Source organism: Hydrogenophaga sp., from assembly GCF_026125825.1.
Classification (GTDB): Bacteria; Pseudomonadota; Gammaproteobacteria; order Burkholderiales; family Burkholderiaceae_C; genus Hydrogenophaga.
In genome coordinates this window covers 111,350-128,646 of sequence record NZ_JAHCKK010000003.1, presented here as the reverse complement: position 1 = coordinate 128,646, position 17,297 = coordinate 111,350, and the positions used below count along the sequence as shown (strand labels likewise).

Here is a 17,297-nt window from a genome sequence, read left to right as displayed (position 1 = left end):
TCGTGAGTGCTTGATCACGCTCAGCCTTTCATCAAAAACACACCGTGCATCCCCCACCGCTGAGCCCTACCGCGTCAAGAACCGCGATTCGACTGGACCATGTGTTCTCAGGTTTGTCGTTGATCGGCACTCTCTGCATTCTGGGGTGGGTCCTGGGCTATGCCCACTTTGGACTGGACTTGACTGATGAAAGCTCTTACTTGGTCTGGATATCCAATCCGCTCATCTACGACGCTTCGGTCACACAGTTCGGCTTCATTTACCACCCGCTGTATGAGATGCTGGGTGGCAATTTGGTTCGCTTGAGGCAAGCCAACATCCTGATCACGTTTCTTCTTTCGTGGGCATTGATCGATGTGGTGCTGGCGAAAACGCTGCATGGAGTCACCACGGCCAGGGCTTTCAGACTGATCCTGTCGGCGGGCTTTGCCACTTCGTCCATGATGGCATTCAGCCTATGGCTGACCACCCCCAGCTACAACAGCCTGAACTTGCAGGCCCTGCTGATCACGGCCATCGGAATAGTCCATGCGAGCCGAACCCCATCGGTGGCCAGCACCGTTGGATGGGTCTTGATCGGCGTCGGCGGATGGCTCTCTTTCATGGCCAAGCCCAGCAGTGCCGCGGCACTCGCCGCCTGCGTCCTGCTCTACCTGGCTTTGACAAGGAAGCTGGGGCCAAAGCTATTGACGCAGGCCCTTCCCGTCACGCTCGCAATGCTCGTGCTCAGCGCCTTGCTGATCGATGGTAGCCTGAACGGCTTCGCGCAGCGAATTCGCGACGGCCTTGAACTGGGCAGTCATCTGGACAGCGGGCATTCGTTGGCAGAGATCTTTCGGGTAGATGAATTCAGTCTCACCGCCATGGAACAGGCGCTTCTGCGCTACCTGCCCTTCTGCATTGTTTTCTCGACCTATCTGCTGTTGTCCCCCCGCCGCCTCTGGCAGATTCTGGGAGTCACTTCGGCCGTGATCCCTTTCATGGTGCTTCTTGCAGTGACATCCGGCAGAGTGCAACTGCATGGGGGCCTGGGTTATTTCCAGAATTTGGTGATGTGGGCCGCCTTCTTTTCCGCCCTGGCGTTTTACGTGATCCATGTCTGGTCCTCTGCGTCCGGATTTCGCGGATTCCAGGAACCACTGACGGCGATGGCCTTGCTTGCGATGCCCTACATCTATGCCTTCGGATCCAATGGGAATTACTGGTGGGTCGGAGGTTTTGCCGGCATCTTCTGGCTTGCAGCCGCGCTGCCCTGCATGGGTCCGTTGGTTCGTCAAAAGAACAGCGCGCTTGTTCTCGCGCCCATTTTGCTGTTCGTACAAGCGATCACGGTCGTGCTTGTGCAGTCTGGCATCGAGCGGCCGTACCGACAGACACAGCCGCTGAGGATCAATACATTCAAGATTGAAGCTGGGCATCCTGGCTCGGGCGTGCTTCTGGCCGAGCCCACTGGCCGCTTCCTCTCGCAAGCGATGACATTGGCTCGCAACGCGGGCCTCGAAGCCGGCGCACCAATGATCGACCTGACCGGCAGATCGCCCGGCATTCTGTACTTGCTGAACGCGGAGAACATTGGACAGGCATGGACCATGGGAGGGTATCCAGGCAGCCTGAATCTGGCGATCGCGGCCCTGCGCCGGGTGCCGTGTGAAAAGGTCGCGATCGCCTGGGTACTACAGGAAGAACAAGGCCTCAGCCGAATCTCCCCGGATCTGATGGTGCACTTCGGAGGCGATTTGACACATGATTATCAGGAAGCAGGGCGCTGGACCACCTCCGAAGGCGCCGGTGGCCATCGCTCCCAGGTGCAAACCCTCCTGAAACCCACGCGCACCAGAGGCCAAGCCACCGAAGCTTGTGAGCGAGCGAGACAGGCTGGAGAAACCCATTGAAAAAGATCGCTATCCTCCAGTCCAACTACATTCCGTGGAAGGGATACTTCGATCTCATCGCCTCGGTGGATGAGTTCGTCCTCTATGACGACATGCAGTACACGCGACGCGACTGGCGCAACCGCAATCAGATCAAGACGCCCCAAGGCGTCCAGTGGTTGACCGTGCCAGTCGTGGTGAAGGGCAAGTACCACCAGAAAATTCGGGAAACGGAAATTGATGGAACGTCTTGGGCGCAGGCCCACTGGAAAACGCTGTCTCAGAACTACAGGCGTGCGCCTCATTTCGACGAAGTCGCATCGTGGCTTGAACCTCTTTATCTGAACACCCACCAGACGCACATTTCAGCGCTCAATCTGCAGTTCATCGAAGCCATCTGTCACTTTCTCAAAATCGGCACCCGGATCCGGAGTTCATCCGAGTTTTATCTGAACGAAGGAAAAACCGAGCGTTTGGCAGGTATTTGCCAGCAGGCCGGTGCCCAGGTCTACGTCTCTGGGCCTTCAGCCAGGGAATACATGGACGAAACGGTGTTCCAGCAAATGGGCATGGGTGTGTCGTGGTTCGACTACACGGGCTACGGCGAGTATCCCCAGTTGTGGGGGCCCTTCACCCACCACGTGACCATCCTGGACCTGCTCTTCAACTGCGGTCGCGAGGCCCGTCACCACATGAGATTCGTCCAGCCATGAAGCTGTCCGTCGTTGCCACTCTCTACAGATCCGCACCACATCTGCGGGAGTTTCACGCGCGCGCGAGTCAAGCGGCACGGTCGTTCGCAGGCGATGACTATGAAATCGTTCTGGTGAACGACGGCTCACCCGACAACAGCTTGGACATCGCCATCGAACTGACACGGCTTGATCGGCACGTCACCGTCGTAGATCTCTCTCGCAACTTCGGTCACCACAAGGCAATGATGACGGGGTTAGCGCATGCCAAGGGCAGGCAAGTCTTTTTGATCGACAGCGACCTCGAAGAGGAGCCGGAGTGGCTTGAAGCGTTTGCACAGCAGATGGATCTGGAAAACTGCGACGTAGTGCATGGAATCCAGGAACGCAGAAAAGGAAGCTGGTTCGAGCGCTGGAGTGGGCAGTGGTTCTATCGCCTCTTCAAGGCGCTTACCGGCCTTGCACTGCCAGAAAACGTTGTTACCGCACGCCTTATGACGCGTCGATATGTGGATGCGTTGTTGCGCCACAAGGAGCGCGAGGTATTCATGGCCGGCTTGTGGCACATCACTGGGTTTGACCAACGGTCCCATGTCATTAAGAAGCACAGTACCAGTGCAACCACATACACCTTTCGTCGAAAAATGTCCTTGCTCGTCAATTCGGTGACGTCTTTTAGTAACACACCGTTGGTGAGCATTTTCTATATAGGCGTTTCTATCTCATTATTCGCAGTAACGTATCTTGCTTACTTGATCACACAATGGATTTTTTTCACAAAGCCATTGAGCGGATGGACCTCCGTGATGGCCTCCATTTGGCTGCTTGGAGGAATGATCATCTCTTTTATCGGCGTAGTTGGAATATATTTGTCTAAGATATTCTCGGAAACCAAGCGGCGCCCATATACCATTGTGAGGCAAATCTATGGACAATCGCAAGAATGAACTGCTTGACGAGGTTGCAGCTTACTATGCTGAAAAACTCGCGAAACATGGAGACACGCCGCGTGGGGTTGACTGGAATGGAGAAGAAAGCCAGACGATCCGGTTTGCACAGTTGTGCAAAGTCATTCGCCCAAAATCTTCCGATTTTTCCCTCAACGACCTGGGGTGTGGTTACGGCGCTCTTTTCAACTTCTTGTCAGACAAGTACCCGCAATGCTCTTATTTGGGAGTCGACGTTTCAGCGGAAATGATCATGGCTGCTCAGTTGCGCAACGCAGCATCTCCCAATGCTCGATTTATTACCTCGTCAGAACCTGACATCATCAGTGACTATGGCGTAGCAAGTGGCATATTTAATGTGCGACTTGGCAGAACCAATGCTGACTGGCATGAATATATTCAAGGCACGTTAGACCAACTCGATCGCACCAGTCGCTTGGGATTCTCATTCAACTGTCTCACATCCTACTCCGACGAAGACAAGAAACAAAGCTACCTGTACTACGCTGATCCGTGCCAGTTATTCGATCTTTGCAAGCGACGCTATTCACGACAAGTAGCCTTGCTTCATGATTACGGACTGTACGAATTTACCATTCTAATAACGAAGGAATGAACGATGCAGCGAATTGTCCCCTTCGTCGATCACGAGATTGGCTATCGACTTTTGCAACAACTTCTTGCCCATGCCGCCAAGGGACGCCTGGAAATCCCCGCCGTCGTCACGACACCCGAGAATATGGATTCATGGTGGCCAAGCGTCGATGAACTTTGCAGGCAGGCAAACATCCCGTTGTATTTGTATGAAAATTCCTTTTCGGCTGACTTTTTAGATCAGCAGCCCGATTGGTTTTTACTCCTAAGCTGGAAGCACATTATTCCACTCCGTTTAATTCAACGCCCAAAGCATGGCGTGCTGAATCTTCATTACAGCCTGCTTCCCGAATTTCGTGGAGTTTATCCAGTTAACTGGGCCATCATCAACGGCAAACGTGTGACTGGATTCACCTACCATTTTGTCAACGACAACATTGATGACGGTGAAATATTCATGCAAGCCGAAGTTTCCATACGCCCAAGTGACACAGCCAGGTCACTGCAATTGCGAATCGATGATGAGGTGTGCACTCATTTTGATGCGCTAATAAATAGACTGCTAACGCAAAATTTGACAACCCTCGCCAAAGCTCCCTCCAAGACGTCAAATGAGAAAAGCGAGTACTATTCCAGAGCCAAATTCGAGGCGGTGCGCAGAATAGATTTGACCCAACAGCGCAGTGGCGCTGATTTTTTCTCCCTGATTCGCGGACTGACTTTTTTTGAAAACTCAAACAATGCTTATGTGGTCGACGAGGAATCAGGAAAAAAGATATACTTTAGCTTGAATGTCTGGGAAGAATAGTGCACCCTCCGTCAAAAGTGAATCGAAAGACTTTGAGGCAATTGCTCAGCTACCTTTTGATCGGTTTACTCACCAATGTTGCGGGATACACGATCTATCTATTCCTTGCTCATTTATGGGGCACTCCAAAAACAGCGATGACCCTGCTGTATGTTGGAGGAGCGACATTCGGTTTCTTTGCCAACCGACACTTTAGCTTCCGTCACAAAGGGCATATGGGTACGGCTGGTGCCCGCTACATTCTGGCGCAGTTGTTGGGCTATCTTCTAAATTTGACTCTACTTTTGATTTTTGTTGATTGGTTAGGCGTCGCACATCAGATCGTTCAAGCAGCAGCAATGGTCATTGTCGCAATTTTTCTTTTTGTCATGTTACGGATATTCGTATTTGCATCGCGCCAATCCGAGCCATACTAACTCGCCTCCTGTCATTGCGACCCGATCCAATGTAGAGCAACCATCCGCTGTTCAGCCAATTCACCTTCGTCAATCGACCACGCCGTCTCCGTTCGTATGATTGTTTGCCCCTCCTGCAACTCTGACAGCATCCAGTCTGGAAAGGGCTGCGGCGAATGCGGCTTCACGCCCGCGCGGGTCGACGGCTTCCTGGCCTGGGCGCCCGAACTGGCAAAGCAGAACGACGGATTCCACAAGGAGAGTTTTGAAGGCTTAGCCCGCGTCGAAGCGGGGAACTTCTGGTTCCGAGCGCGAAACGCCATCATTGTGTGGGCGCTTCGCAAGTATTTTCCTGACTTCCAATCTTTGCTGGAAGTGGGATGTGGAACGGGCTTCGTGCTCTCTGGCATCTCGCAAGCGTTTCCCCAGGCGAAGATTGCTGGTAGCGAGATCTATACAACAGGACTTGCATTTGCCGCTCAGCGCCTGCCCTGCGTCGAACTTCTTCAGATGGATGCACGAAGGCTTCCCTACGTGGAGGAATTTGACGTCGTGACCGCCTTCGATGTCATCGAGCACATCCTGGAAGACGAACTGGTGCTGCAAAACTTCCACCGAGCCATCAAGCCCGGCGGGAGTTGCCTGATCACGGTCCCGCAACACCAATGGCTGTGGAGCCCCGTGGACGAGGACGCGTGCCACCAACGCCGGTACTCAGCCCGGGAACTGCATGTGAAGGTGCAGGCAGCCGGTTTCCAGATCGTTCGGAGCACGTCATTCGTCACGCTTCTGCTGCCGCTGATGTTGGCCTCCCGGCTAGCGGCTCGCCGCTCGGGCACCTCTGGCGGCAGCGAGGCGCTCCAACTCAACCCCATCGTCGATCGCGTGCTGGACGCCGTCATGCGCATGGAGCGTCTGATCATCAAGTCAGGTGTCTCACTGCCCATCGGAGGCTCGCGGCTCGTGGTGCTGAAAAAAATCCCGTCCGCATGAACAAGACTGCCAACCCAACGATTCCCTTCAACTGGCCCCACATGACGGGCAAGGAGCTGTACTACATCGCGGAGTCACATTTCAATGGGCGCCTGGCCGGCGATGGCCCTTTCACCAAACGCTGTCACAACTGGATTGAGACGCGCACTGGCTGCAGCAAGGCCTTGTTGACGCATTCCTGCACCGCCGCCCTGGAAATGGCGGCGCTGATGCTCGACATCCAGCCGGGTGACGAGGTGATCATGCCCTCCTTCACCTTCGTGTCGACGGCCAACGCCTTTGTGTTGCGGGGTGGCGTGCCCGTATTCGTGGACATTCGGGAAGACACACTGAACTTGGATGAACGTCTTATCGAGGCAGCGATCACGCCGCGCACCCGGGCCATCGCACCGGTCCACTACGCTGGCGTCGCATGCGAGATGGACGCCATTTTGGAGGTCGCCTCCCGTCACGGCTTGAAGGTGGTCGAGGATGCCGCTCAGGGCGTGATGTCCAGCTACAAGGGTCGTGCGCTGGGCAGCCTGGGCGACTTCGGGGCATTCAGTTTTCACGAAACCAAGAACGTGATCTCAGGCGAAGGTGGTGCCCTGTTGGTCAACGACCCCGCGCAGGCCCTGCGAGCTGAAATCATCCGAGAGAAAGGGACCGATCGCAGCCGCTTCTTTCGCGGTGAAGTGGACAAATACACTTGGCAGGAAGTGGGCTCGTCCTTCTTGCCGGGCGAACTGATCGCGGCATTCCTATGGGCGCAACTGGAAGAAGCGCAGTCGATTACCGACAACCGGATGGCCAGCTGGGAGCGCTATCACGCCAGCCTGGCACAGCTCGAAGCCCAGGGCATTCTTCGCCGCCCTGTGGTGCCGGACACCTGCCAGCACAACGCCCACATGTACTACGTGCTGCTCTCGCCCGAGATCGATCGCCAATCGGTACTGTCTGCACTGAAAGGCGCAGGCATTTCTTCGGTGTTCCACTATGTGCCCCTCCATTCCTCGCCTGGGGGGCAAAGGTATGGTCGGGTCCATGGCTCGATGGAATTCACCGATTCGCAATCGAGCCGCCTCGTGCGTCTGCCACTTTGGGTAGGCATCACCCCAGAGCAGCAGGCTCGTGTGATCGACATCCTCACTCAGGCTGTCAATTCATGAGGGCACCTGCTGCCCGTTGAGCCAGCGCTTGAGCTGCGACGGATCGCTCGCCTGCTCCAGGTCGCGCGCCAGTTGAGCAAGCGCGCTTTCCAGCGCACGGCTTTCATTGATCCGGCTCTGCAGCAAGGTGTTGGCGTTCAGTGACACGCGTTCGGGCAGATCGAACTCATCGGCCAGCGCGCTCTGCCTTGCCGCGCGCTCGCGTTCCAGCGCCGCCACCTGGGCCTTGAGCAGGAGTGTGAGCGACGCCAGGCGATCGTCGGACAGTTGCTGCACAGCGGCAGGGTCGGCGAGCTCGGCGCGAACCTGGATCTGCAGCAACGCGACGAGGTCACGCCTTTCGTAGGCGGCGTTCGCTTCGCTCATCAAAGCCGTCTTGCGCAGCCGCGCCTGTGCATCGGTTTCGCGGTCGGGGTGCAAAGCGCTGGCGAGCTGGCGGAACAGGCGGCGCAACAAGGTGTCGGCATCGTGCTGCCCGGTCTGCCGGGCTGCGGCGCCGGGCTTTTTGCGCTCGCGCCGGGCGTGCGCAGCGTCGCGGCGCTCCTGCTGGAGGTCTTCCTGCGCGCGGCGCAACCGCTCCATGCCGGCGCGCAGGAGCTGTTCGGCACTGAGATGCTCGCCCTCGTCTTCCAGCGCCTCGCCCAGCACCGCTTCCAGCCGCTGGCGCAGCGCATCCGCCGATTCCTGTTTGAGTTGGGCCAGGGTCCGTGGGCTGTGGCGGTCATGCAGTTCGCGCATCGCGGCGTCGCCCGCTTCGGCCAGGCCCCGCGCCAAGCGGCACAGCAGCAGGCGGGCCGTGTCGGCTTGCACACGGCTGAGCAACTTGCCCTGCAGGTGTCCGTCCAGCGCCAGGGCCAGCGCCCGCTGGTCCTGGGCCAGTTGCCGGCGCAGTGGATCGACCGCGCGGTGCCGTTCCTGGCGGTGCTGCTGCGCGAGGGTCTCCATCTCGGCCAGCTGGCTCTTGAGCTTGTCGATGCGGGTGAGTTGCAGGTTGTAGGCGCGCGCGGCGGCCGAGAGCGCCTGCGCGCCAGGCGGCATGACTTGAAGAGCGGCGGCGGGACGGGGGGCGGACATGGTGTCTCGACTATATTGCCCAGCAGCATGGCCAAAGACAAAACACAATACATCTGCAACGAATGCGGCGGCACCAGCCCCAAATGGCTGGGCAAGTGCCCTCACTGCAATGCTTGGAACACCCTGGTCGAATCGGTCGCGGAATCAACCGCACCGGCCAGGAACCGCTTTGCCTCGCTGGCCAAGACGGCCGAGGTCACCACCCTGGCCGACATCGAGGCCACCGACGTGCAACGCACGCCCACCGGGCACGACGAGTTGGACCGCGTGCTGGGCGGCGGCATTGTGGAGGGCGGCGTGGTGTTGATCGGCGGCGACCCTGGCATCGGCAAGTCCACGCTGTTGCTGCAGGCACTGGACTCGCTGCAGCGCGCTGGCCTGAAGACGCTTTACGTGACCGGCGAGGAAAGCGGCGCCCAGGTGGCCCTGCGTTCGCGCCGCCTCGGGCTGGACGGCTCGCAGGTCAGCGTGCTGGCGGAAATCCAGCTCGAGAAGATCCTCGCCACGCTGGACGCCACACGGCCCGCGATCGCGGTGATCGACTCGATCCAGACCGTCTACTCCGAGCAGCTCACCTCAGCCCCGGGCTCGGTGGCCCAGGTGCGCGAGTGCGCGGCACACCTCACGCGCGCGGCCAAGGCCAGCGGCACGGCCATCGTGCTGGTGGGACACGTGACCAAGGAAGGCGCTCTGGCCGGCCCGCGCGTGCTGGAACACATGGTGGACACGGTGCTGTATTTCGAAGGCGACACCCACAGCAGCTTCCGCTTGATCCGCGCGATCAAGAACCGCTTCGGCGCGGTCAACGAGATCGGCGTGTTCGCGATGACGGAGAAGGGCCTCAAGGGTGTGAGCAACCCGAGCGCGATCTTCCTTTCGCAGCATTCGGAGCCCGTGCCCGGTAGCTGCGTGATGGTGACGCTGGAGGGCACGCGGCCCATGCTGGTGGAAATCCAGGCGCTGGTGGACAGCGGCGGCCCCAGCCCTCGACGCCTCTCGGTCGGCCTGGACCGGGACCGCCTGGCCATGCTGTTGGCGGTTCTGCACCGCCACGCGGGGGTGGCATGCATGGACCAGGACGTGTTCGTCAACGCCGTGGGCGGCGTGCGCATCAGTGAGCCGGCGGCCGACCTGGCGGTGATGCTGGCCATCACCTCCAGCCTTCGCGGCAAGCCACTGCCCAAGGGCTTTCTGGCCTTCGGCGAGGTGGGTCTGGCGGGCGAGGTGCGCCCCGCGCCACGCGGTCAGGACCGGCTCAAGGAAGCCGCGAAGCTCGGTTTCAGTGTGGCCGTGGTGCCCAAGGCCAACCTGCCGCGCAAAAACGACAAAGCCTTCGAGGGCCTCACGGTGCACGGCGTCGACCGGATCGAAGAGGCCATGGAACTGGCGCGCAGCCTGGCCTGAGCCGGGGCATCCGTACTTGCCGCAAACGGCCCGCCCCGGGGAGCAACGACAATCCCTTCCATGCGATTCCAGAAACTGCTTTACCTCGCGGCCGGCCTGGGCCTCCTGTACCTGTCCCACCGCACCTACGGCTGGCCCGGCGTGGCCGCCGTCGGCGGCGGCCTGACCATGTGGCTGCTGCTGCACTTCACCCGCCTCATGACCGTGCTCAAGCGCGCGTCCGACCGACCCATCGGCTACGTGGACAGCGCGGTGATGCTCAACGCCAAGCTCAAGCCCGGTGTCACGCTGATGCATGTGATGGCCATGACCCGTTCGCTGGGCGAGCGGCTGTCCGAAGAAAGTGTGCAACCCGAGGTCTACCGCTGGCGCGACAACGGAGACTCGACCGTGACAGCAGAATTCCTGAACGGCAAATTGCAGGGCTGGAAGCTGCACCGCCCCTCCCCGGATGAGGCGGCGGGGTCCGGCAGTTCGACACCGTAAAATCATGGGTTTGGCAGCCGCACTGCCCCACGAACAACCCAAGGACCCCACATGAGCCCCATCGTTCCCTCGATGTCCGACCGCGACGGCAAGATCTGGATGGACGGCCAGATGGTGGATTGGCGCGACGCCAAAATCCACGTGCTGACCCACACCCTGCACTATGGCTGCGGCGCCTTCGAGGGCGTGCGCGCTTACAACACCCAGGGCGGCACGGCGATCTTCCGGCTCGAGGAACACACCGAGCGCCTGTTCAACAGCGCGAAGATCCTGCGCATGAAGATTCCCTTCACGCAGGACGAGGTGAATGAGGCGCAGAAAGCCGTGGTGCGAGAGAACAAGCTCGAGAGCTGCTACCTGCGCCCGCTGACGTGGATCGGCGACAAGAAGCTGGGCGTGTCGCCCAAAGGGAACACCATCCACCTGATGGTCGCTGCCTGGGCCTGGGGCGCTTACCTGGGCGAAGAGGGGCTCAAGCGCGGCATCCGGGTGAAAACCAGCAGCTACACCCGCCACCACGTCAACATCACGATGACGCAGGCCAAGGCGGTGAGCAATTACAGCAACTCCATCCTGGCCAACATGGAGGCCACCGACGATGGCTACGACGAGGCGCTGCTGCTGGATTCCAGCGGCTTCGTGAGCGAAGGCGCGGGCGAGAACATCTTCGTGGTCAAGAACGGCGTGATCTACACCCCCGATCTCTCGGCCGGTGCGCTCAACGGCATCACCCGCAACACCGTGTTCCACATCGCCAAGGACCTGGGCCTGGAAATCGTGCAGAAGCGCATCACCCGCGACGAGGTCTACATCGCCGACGAGGCCTTCTTCACCGGCACGGCGGCTGAAGTCACCCCGATCCGCGAGCTCGACCGCATCGAGCTGGGCAAAGGCGACTACGTGGGCAGCCGCGGCCCGGTCACCGAGAAGATTCAAAGCGCGTTCTTCGACATCGTCAACGGCCGCAACCCCAAGTACGCCCACTGGCTGGCCAAGGTCTGAGGAACACGCCATGAGCAAAGCAACCGTTGAACTCAAGGCCTCCGACCTCAACGCCCATGGTGGCGTGTTCTGTCCCAGCCCCCTGGCCGACATGAAGCTGTGGAACAGCCACCCCAAGGTCTACCTGGACGTGGCCGTCACGGGCGAGGCGAAATGCCCGTACTGCGGCACCGTGTACCGCCTGAAAGCGGGCGAAACCGTTTCACCCGGTCACTAATGGAACAGGTCGGTCGCCCGGAAGCCCTGGCAGACCGAAGATAATGCGGTGGGCAGAGTGCACCTGAATGGTGCCTACAGACCAACACCCAAGGGATAACCGATGATTCTCGTCACTGGTGGCGCCGGCTTCATCGGCGCCAACTTTGTGCTCGACTGGCTCGCGCTGCACGACGAGCCGGTCATCAACCTCGATAAGCTCACTTATGCCGGCAATCTGGAGACCCTGGACAGCCTGCGCGGTGACGCGCGCCACAGGTTCGTCCAAGGGGACATCGGCGACACCGCACTGGTAGCAGGCCTGCTCACCGAACACCTGCCGCGCGCGGTGGTGCATTTCGCCGCTGAGAGCCATGTGGACCGCTCCATCCATGGCGCGGAGGACTTCATCCAGACCAATGTGGTCGGCACCTTCCGCCTCCTTGAAGCAGTGCGCACTCACTGGAGCAGACTGCCCGACACCGACAAGGCCGCCTTCCGCTTCCTGCACGTCAGCACGGACGAGGTGTATGGCAGCCTGGCGCCCGATGCGCCGGCCTTCACAGAGAAGCACGCCTACGAACCCAACAGCCCGTACTCAGCCAGCAAAGCCGCGAGCGACCACCTGGTGCGTGCCTGGCACCACACGCACGGCCTGCCCGTGGTCACCACCAACTGCAGCAACAACTACGGCCCCTACCATTTCCCCGAGAAATTGATCCCGCTCATGATCGTCAACGCGCTGGCGGGCAAGCCCCTGCCGGTGTACGGTGATGGCATGCAGGTGCGCGATTGGTTGTATGTGAAAGACCATTGCAGCGCGATCCGCCGTGTGCTGGAAGCCGGCGCGGTGGGAGAGACCTACAACGTGGGGGGCTGGAACGAAAAACCCAACGTCGAGATCGTGCGCACCATCTGCGCGCTGCTCGACGAGTTGCGCCCACGCGCGGACGGCGCGTCGTACGCGACCCAGATCACCCATGTGAAGGACCGCCCCGGCCACGACCGCCGCTATGCCATCGATGCCCGCAAGCTCGAAGCAGACCTCGGTTGGAAGCCGGTCGAGACCTTTGAAACTGGCATCCGCAAAACCGTGCTGTGGTACCTGGACCACCCCGAATGGGTCGCGCACGTGCAGAGCGGCGAATACCGGCAATGGGTCAAGGCGCAATACGGAGCAGCGGCAGCCGCATGAAAATCCTGCTGCTCGGCAAAAATGGACAAGTCGGCTGGGAGCTGCAGCGCAGTCTCGCGCCGCTGGGCGAACTCGTCGCCCTGGATCGACATAGCAGCCCAGCCGATGGCGGCTGCGGCGACCTTACCCGGCCCGATGCGTTGCACGAGACCGTGCACCGACTGCGCCCCGACGTGATCGTCAATGCCGCCGCCCACACGGCCGTGGACCGAGCCGAGAGCGAGCCCGCGCTGGCGCGCACCGTCAACACCGAGGCGCCCGGGGCGCTGGCCGACGCCGCGCGCCAAGTGGACGCGATGCTGGTGCACTACTCCACCGACTACGTGTTCGACGGCAGCGGCCACCTTCCCTGGCGCGAGGATGCCCCCTCTGCGCCCCTGAGTGTTTATGGCATGACCAAGCGCGACGGTGAGGACTTGGTGCGTGCCAGCGGAGCGCGGCACCTGATCCTGCGCACCAGCTGGGTCTATGCCGCGCGCGGCGGCAATTTCGCGCGCACCATGCTGCGCCTGGCACAGGAACGTGAGCGCCTCACCGTCATCGACGACCAATGGGGCGCACCCACCGGCGCCGAGCTCATCGCCGACGTCACGGCCCACGCCATACGGCATACGATGCACGATCCCGCGTGCGCTGGCACCTACCACCTGGCCGCGGACGGCGAAACCAGCTGGAACGGCTATGCCCGCTTCGTCCTCGACACCGCGCGCGCGCTGAAACCCGACCTCGCCATCAAGGCACACGAAGTAGCGCCCGTGCCCACCAGCGCCTACCCCACCCCCGCCCGGCGTCCGCTGAACTCGCGGCTGGACACCCAGCACCTGCGCCAGACATTCGGGCTGGCTTTGCCCTCGTGGCAAGTCGGCGTGCGGCGTATGCTTGCCGAAATCCTCTGACCCAAGGGGCACATCCGCATGACGCAACGCAAAGGCATCATCCTCGCAGGCGGCTCGGGCACCCGCCTGCACCCGGCCACGCTCGCCATCAGCAAGCAATTGCTGCCGGTGTACGACAAGCCGATGATCTATTACCCGCTGACCACGCTCATGCTCGCCGGCATCCGCGAGGTGCTGGTGATCAGCACACCGCAAGATACGCCGCGCTTCCAGCAGTTGCTGGGCGACGGCAGTGCCTGGGGCATGAACCTGCAATACGCGGTGCAACCCAGCCCGGACGGCCTGGCGCAGGCCTTCGTCATCGGAGCTGACTTCGTGGGCGACAGCCCGAGCGCCCTGGTGCTCGGCGACAACATTTACTACGGCCACGACTTCGCGAGCCTGCTCGCTAACGCCGACAAACAGGCCAGCGGCGCTACCGTTTTTGCCTACCACGTGACCGATCCACAACGCTATGGCGTGGTCGCCTTCGACGCCCAGGGAACGGCCCGCAGCATCGAAGAGAAGCCGGCCCAACCCAAGAGCAACTACGCCGTGACGGGGCTGTACTTCTATGACGCGCAGGTGATCGACATCGCCCGTGCCGTGAAGCCCAGTGCGCGTGGGGAGTTGGAGATCACGGCCGTCAATCAGGCGTACCTTGAGCGCGGCCAGTTGAACGTGCAGATCATGCAACGCGGCTATGCCTGGCTCGACACCGGCACGCACGACAGCCTGCTGCAGGCCGGACAATTCATTGCCACGCTGGAGCACCGGCAAGGCTTGAAGATCGCCTGCCCGGAAGAGATCGCCTGGCGGCATGGCTGGATCGACAGCGCGGCCCTCGAAGCGCTGGCGCAACCACTGAGCAAGAACGGCTATGGACAATACTTGCTGCGTCTTCTCAATGACCCGAGGCCCGAATGAAGGTCACACCTACCGCCATCCCCGACGTGCTGCTGATCGAACCCAAGGTGTTCGGCGACGCGCGCGGCTTCTTCTTCGAGAGCTTCAATCAGAAGGCTTTCCGCGATGTCACTGGCCTGGACCTGAATTTCGTCCAGGACAACCACAGCCGCAGCGCTTACGGTGTGCTGCGCGGGCTGCACTACCAAGTGCAGCAGCCCCAAGGAAAACTGGTGCGCGTCGTGCGCGGCTCGGTCTTTGATGTGGCCGTTGACATCCGCAGAGCCTCGCCAACCTTTGGTCAGTGGGTGGGATCGGTGCTCAGTGAGGACAACCATCACCAACTCTGGGTCCCACCTGGCTTTGCCCATGGTTTCCTGGTGCTCAGCGAGTCGGCCGATTTTCTCTATAAAACCACCGACTACTACGCGCCCCAACACGAGCGATGCATCGCCTGGAACGATCCGGAAATCCAGATCGCTTGGCCAAAGCTGGACATCGAACCCCTTCTGTCGACAAAAGACCTGACCGGCAAGCGCTTGTCCGACGCAGAGGTCTTCCTGAATTTTTCCCAATGACATGAGCAACACACCGGCAACAAAAATCTATGTGGCGGGACATCGCGGCATGGTGGGCTCGGCCATCGTGCGCCAGTTGTTGGCGGCGGGACATCCGCAGAGCCACATCGTCACGCGCACCCACGCCGATCTGGATCTGACCGACCAACTGGCGGTGCGCAGCTTCTTCGCCGAAGAACAACCCGAACAGGTGTACTTGGCGGCAGCCCGGGTGGGGGGAATTCATGCCAACAACACTTACCCGGCCGATTTCATCTACGACAACCTGACGATGCAGGTCAACGTTGTCGAAGCAGCTTTCCGCCATGGCGTCAAGAGGCTTCTTTTCCTCGGATCGAGCTGCATCTATCCCCGGATGGCGCCGCAGCCCATGGCGGAGGAAGCCTTGCTCACAGGGCCTTTGGAACCCACCAACGAACCGTACGCGATCGCAAAGATCGCGGGCATCAAACTGTGCGAGAGCTACAACCGGCAGTACGGGCAAAGCCACGGCATTGACTACCGCAGCGTGATGCCCACGAACTTGTATGGCCCGGGCGACAACTATCACCCGGAGAACTCCCACGTCATTCCCGCCCTCATTCGCCGCTTCCACGAAGCCAGGATCGCGAAGTCGCCTGTGGTCACGATCTGGGGCACCGGCACGCCGATGCGCGAGTTTCTGTATGTGGACGACATGGCCGCCGCCAGTGTGCATGTCATGAACCTGCCAAAGCAGCTCTTCGATCAATACACCCTCCCCATGCTGAGCCACATCAATGTGGGCTGGGGGTCGGACATCAGCATTGCCGACCTAGCACGTGCCGTGAGCCGGGCGGTGGGTTTTGAAGGCAGCATCCAGTTCGACACCAGCAAGCCCGATGGCACTCCCCGCAAACTCATGGACAGCCGGCGGATCCACGCATTGGGTTGGCGGGCGCAAACCGACCTGGAGTCGGGACTGTCCCGGGCCTACGCCGATTTTCTGAATACCCACGTTCCCAGTCTCTAAGAACATGCCACAACTCAATACCCCCAAGACCGCCCTGATCACGGGTATCACCGGACAGGACGGCAGCTATCTGGCTGAATTTCTGCTTGAGAAAGGCTATACCGTGCATGGCATCAAGCGCCGTGCCTCAAGCTTCAACACCGCGCGGGTGGATCACATTTACCAGGACCCGCACATCGAGAACGCACGCTTCAAACTTCACTATGGTGACCTGAGCGACACCAGCAATCTGGTGCGCATCATCCAGGAGACGCAACCCGACGAGATCTACAACCTCGGAGCGCAAAGCCATGTCGCCGTGAGCTTCGAAAGCCCAGAGTACACCGCCGATGTCGATGGCATGGGCACGCTGCGCATGCTGGAGGCGATCCGCATCCTCGGACTCGAAAAGAAGACCCGCTTTTACCAGGCTAGCACCAGCGAACTCTATGGTCTGGTGCAGGAAGTCCCTCAGAAGGAAACCACGCCGTTCTATCCCCGCAGCCCCTATGCCGTGGCGAAGCTCTACGCGTACTGGATCACCGTGAACTACCGGGAGGCCTACGGCATGTATGCCTGCAACGGTGTCTTGTTCAACCACGAGAGCCCGCGCCGCGGCGAAACCTTCGTGACCCGCAAGATCACCCGCGGACTGGCCAACATCAGCCAGGGGCTCGAGGATTGCCTGTACATGGGCAACATCGATGCGCTGCGAGATTGGGGTCACGCCAAGGACTACGTCCGCATGCAATGGATGATGCTGCAGCAGGAGCAACCCGAGGACTTTGTCATCGCCACCGGCAAGCAGTACAGCGTGCGCCAGTTCATTGAGTGGACAGCCGCTGAACTCGGCATGGCACTGCGCTGGGAAGGCAAGGGAGTCGAAGAGATTGCCTACTGGACCAATCCGCCTGCAGCTCTCTCGGCCAAAGAGCGCGCAGTCGTGAAAATCGACCCACGCTACTTCCGCCCTGCGGAGGTGGAAACACTGTTGGGGGACCCCACCAAGGCCAAGCAGAAGCTGGGGTGGGAGCCTGAGATCACTGCGCAGGAAATGTGCGCCGAAATGGTGGCTTTCGACCTCGCACAGGCCAAGCAGCACGCCTTGCTGAAAACCCACGGATACAGCGTCAACGTCAGCGTCGAGTAAGCCCCTGCGACACC

Annotated in this window: 19 protein-coding genes; 18 read left to right on the top strand and 1 reads right to left on the bottom strand. The window is 60.3% G+C overall.

The window, feature by feature from the left end:
- The first annotated feature begins 179 nt into the window (after positions 1–179).
- From KIT86_RS02970 to rffA, 8 genes are all read left to right on the top strand, one after another.
- Positions 180–1,892 (top strand): hypothetical protein, encoded by a 1,713-nt coding sequence (locus KIT86_RS02970; RefSeq protein WP_297394932.1) that lies wholly within the window; start codon positions 180–182, stop codon positions 1,890–1,892.
- Entirely contained in the window at positions 1,889–2,584 is a 696-nt protein-coding gene (locus KIT86_RS02965; RefSeq protein ID WP_297394930.1) for a WbqC family protein, read from the top strand. Before KIT86_RS02970 ends, KIT86_RS02965 begins: the two co-directional genes overlap by 4 nt.
- Positions 2,581–3,510: a glycosyltransferase family 2 protein gene (locus KIT86_RS02960; protein WP_297394928.1), complete on the top strand. Its 930-nt coding sequence runs from the start codon at positions 2,581–2,583 to the stop codon at positions 3,508–3,510. The genes KIT86_RS02965 and KIT86_RS02960 overlap by 4 nt, the downstream gene beginning before the upstream one ends.
- A complete protein-coding gene (locus tag KIT86_RS02955) occupies positions 3,491–4,126 on the top strand; it encodes a class I SAM-dependent methyltransferase (protein ID WP_297394927.1) in 636 nt (211 codons plus the stop codon). The genes KIT86_RS02960 and KIT86_RS02955 overlap by 20 nt, the downstream gene beginning before the upstream one ends.
- A 3-nt stretch (positions 4,127–4,129) precedes the next feature.
- The gene (locus tag KIT86_RS02950; protein ID WP_297394926.1) at positions 4,130–4,912 is read left to right on the top strand and encodes a formyltransferase family protein; all 783 of its coding nucleotides are present in this window, start codon (positions 4,130–4,132) and stop codon (positions 4,910–4,912) included.
- A 41-nt stretch (positions 4,913–4,953) separates the two neighbouring features.
- On the top strand, positions 4,954–5,328 hold the full coding sequence (locus KIT86_RS02945; RefSeq protein ID WP_297394924.1) for a GtrA family protein: 375 nt from the start codon (positions 4,954–4,956) through the stop codon (positions 5,326–5,328).
- 96 nt (positions 5,329–5,424) lie between these two features.
- Positions 5,425–6,300, top strand: coding sequence for a bifunctional 2-polyprenyl-6-hydroxyphenol methylase/3-demethylubiquinol 3-O-methyltransferase UbiG (locus KIT86_RS02940; RefSeq protein WP_297394922.1), 876 nt, complete (start codon positions 5,425–5,427; stop codon positions 6,298–6,300).
- A complete protein-coding gene (gene rffA / locus KIT86_RS02935) occupies positions 6,297–7,448 on the top strand; it encodes a dTDP-4-amino-4,6-dideoxygalactose transaminase (protein WP_297394919.1) in 1,152 nt (383 codons plus the stop codon). Before KIT86_RS02940 ends, rffA begins: the two co-directional genes overlap by 4 nt.
- Here the strand turns inward: rffA and KIT86_RS02930 are convergent.
- A complete protein-coding gene (locus KIT86_RS02930) occupies positions 7,443–8,522 on the bottom strand; it encodes a hypothetical protein (RefSeq protein WP_297394917.1) in 1,080 nt (359 codons plus the stop codon). The two genes, rffA and KIT86_RS02930, sit on opposite strands and share 6 nt — an antisense overlap.
- A gap of 27 nt (positions 8,523–8,549) precedes the next feature.
- Between KIT86_RS02930 and radA the strand changes: the two genes are divergently transcribed.
- The 10 genes from radA (at position 8,550) to gmd (ending at position 17,283) form a co-directional block, all read left to right on the top strand.
- Complete coding sequence (gene radA, locus KIT86_RS02925) at positions 8,550–9,926, top strand: DNA repair protein RadA (RefSeq protein ID WP_297394915.1); 1,377 nt, start codon at positions 8,550–8,552, stop codon at positions 9,924–9,926.
- 60 nt (positions 9,927–9,986) lie between these two features.
- Complete coding sequence (locus KIT86_RS02920) at positions 9,987–10,412, top strand: glycerate kinase (RefSeq protein WP_297394914.1); 426 nt, start codon at positions 9,987–9,989, stop codon at positions 10,410–10,412.
- A gap of 51 nt (positions 10,413–10,463) precedes the next feature.
- Positions 10,464–11,414, top strand: a complete 951-nt coding sequence (locus tag KIT86_RS02915) for a branched-chain amino acid transaminase (protein WP_297394912.1) — start codon at positions 10,464–10,466, stop codon at positions 11,412–11,414.
- Positions 11,415–11,424: 10 nt separating this feature from the next.
- A complete protein-coding gene (locus tag KIT86_RS02910) occupies positions 11,425–11,631 on the top strand; it encodes a zinc-finger domain-containing protein (protein WP_297394911.1) in 207 nt (68 codons plus the stop codon).
- A gap of 102 nt (positions 11,632–11,733) precedes the next feature.
- Positions 11,734–12,804 carry a dTDP-glucose 4,6-dehydratase gene (gene rfbB / locus KIT86_RS02905; protein ID WP_297394910.1) on the top strand — a complete coding sequence of 357 codons (1,071 nt, stop codon included), beginning with the start codon at positions 11,734–11,736 and terminating at the stop codon, positions 12,802–12,804.
- Positions 12,801–13,700, top strand: coding sequence for a dTDP-4-dehydrorhamnose reductase (gene rfbD, locus KIT86_RS02900; RefSeq protein WP_297394908.1), 900 nt, complete (start codon positions 12,801–12,803; stop codon positions 13,698–13,700). Before rfbB ends, rfbD begins: the two co-directional genes overlap by 4 nt.
- An 18-nt stretch (positions 13,701–13,718) precedes the next feature.
- Positions 13,719–14,606, top strand: a complete 888-nt coding sequence (gene rfbA / locus KIT86_RS02895; protein ID WP_297394906.1) for a glucose-1-phosphate thymidylyltransferase RfbA — start codon at positions 13,719–13,721, stop codon at positions 14,604–14,606.
- Positions 14,603–15,163, top strand: a complete 561-nt coding sequence (gene rfbC, locus KIT86_RS02890) for a dTDP-4-dehydrorhamnose 3,5-epimerase (protein WP_297394904.1) — start codon at positions 14,603–14,605, stop codon at positions 15,161–15,163. The genes rfbA and rfbC overlap by 4 nt, the downstream gene beginning before the upstream one ends.
- A gap of 1 nt (position 15,164) precedes the next feature.
- Positions 15,165–16,154 (top strand): GDP-L-fucose synthase, encoded by a 990-nt coding sequence (locus tag KIT86_RS02885; RefSeq protein WP_297394902.1) that lies wholly within the window; start codon positions 15,165–15,167, stop codon positions 16,152–16,154.
- Positions 16,155–16,158: 4 nt separating this feature from the next.
- Complete coding sequence (gene gmd / locus KIT86_RS02880) at positions 16,159–17,283, top strand: GDP-mannose 4,6-dehydratase (RefSeq protein ID WP_297394900.1); 1,125 nt, start codon at positions 16,159–16,161, stop codon at positions 17,281–17,283.
- Positions 17,284–17,297 lie beyond the last annotated feature (14 nt).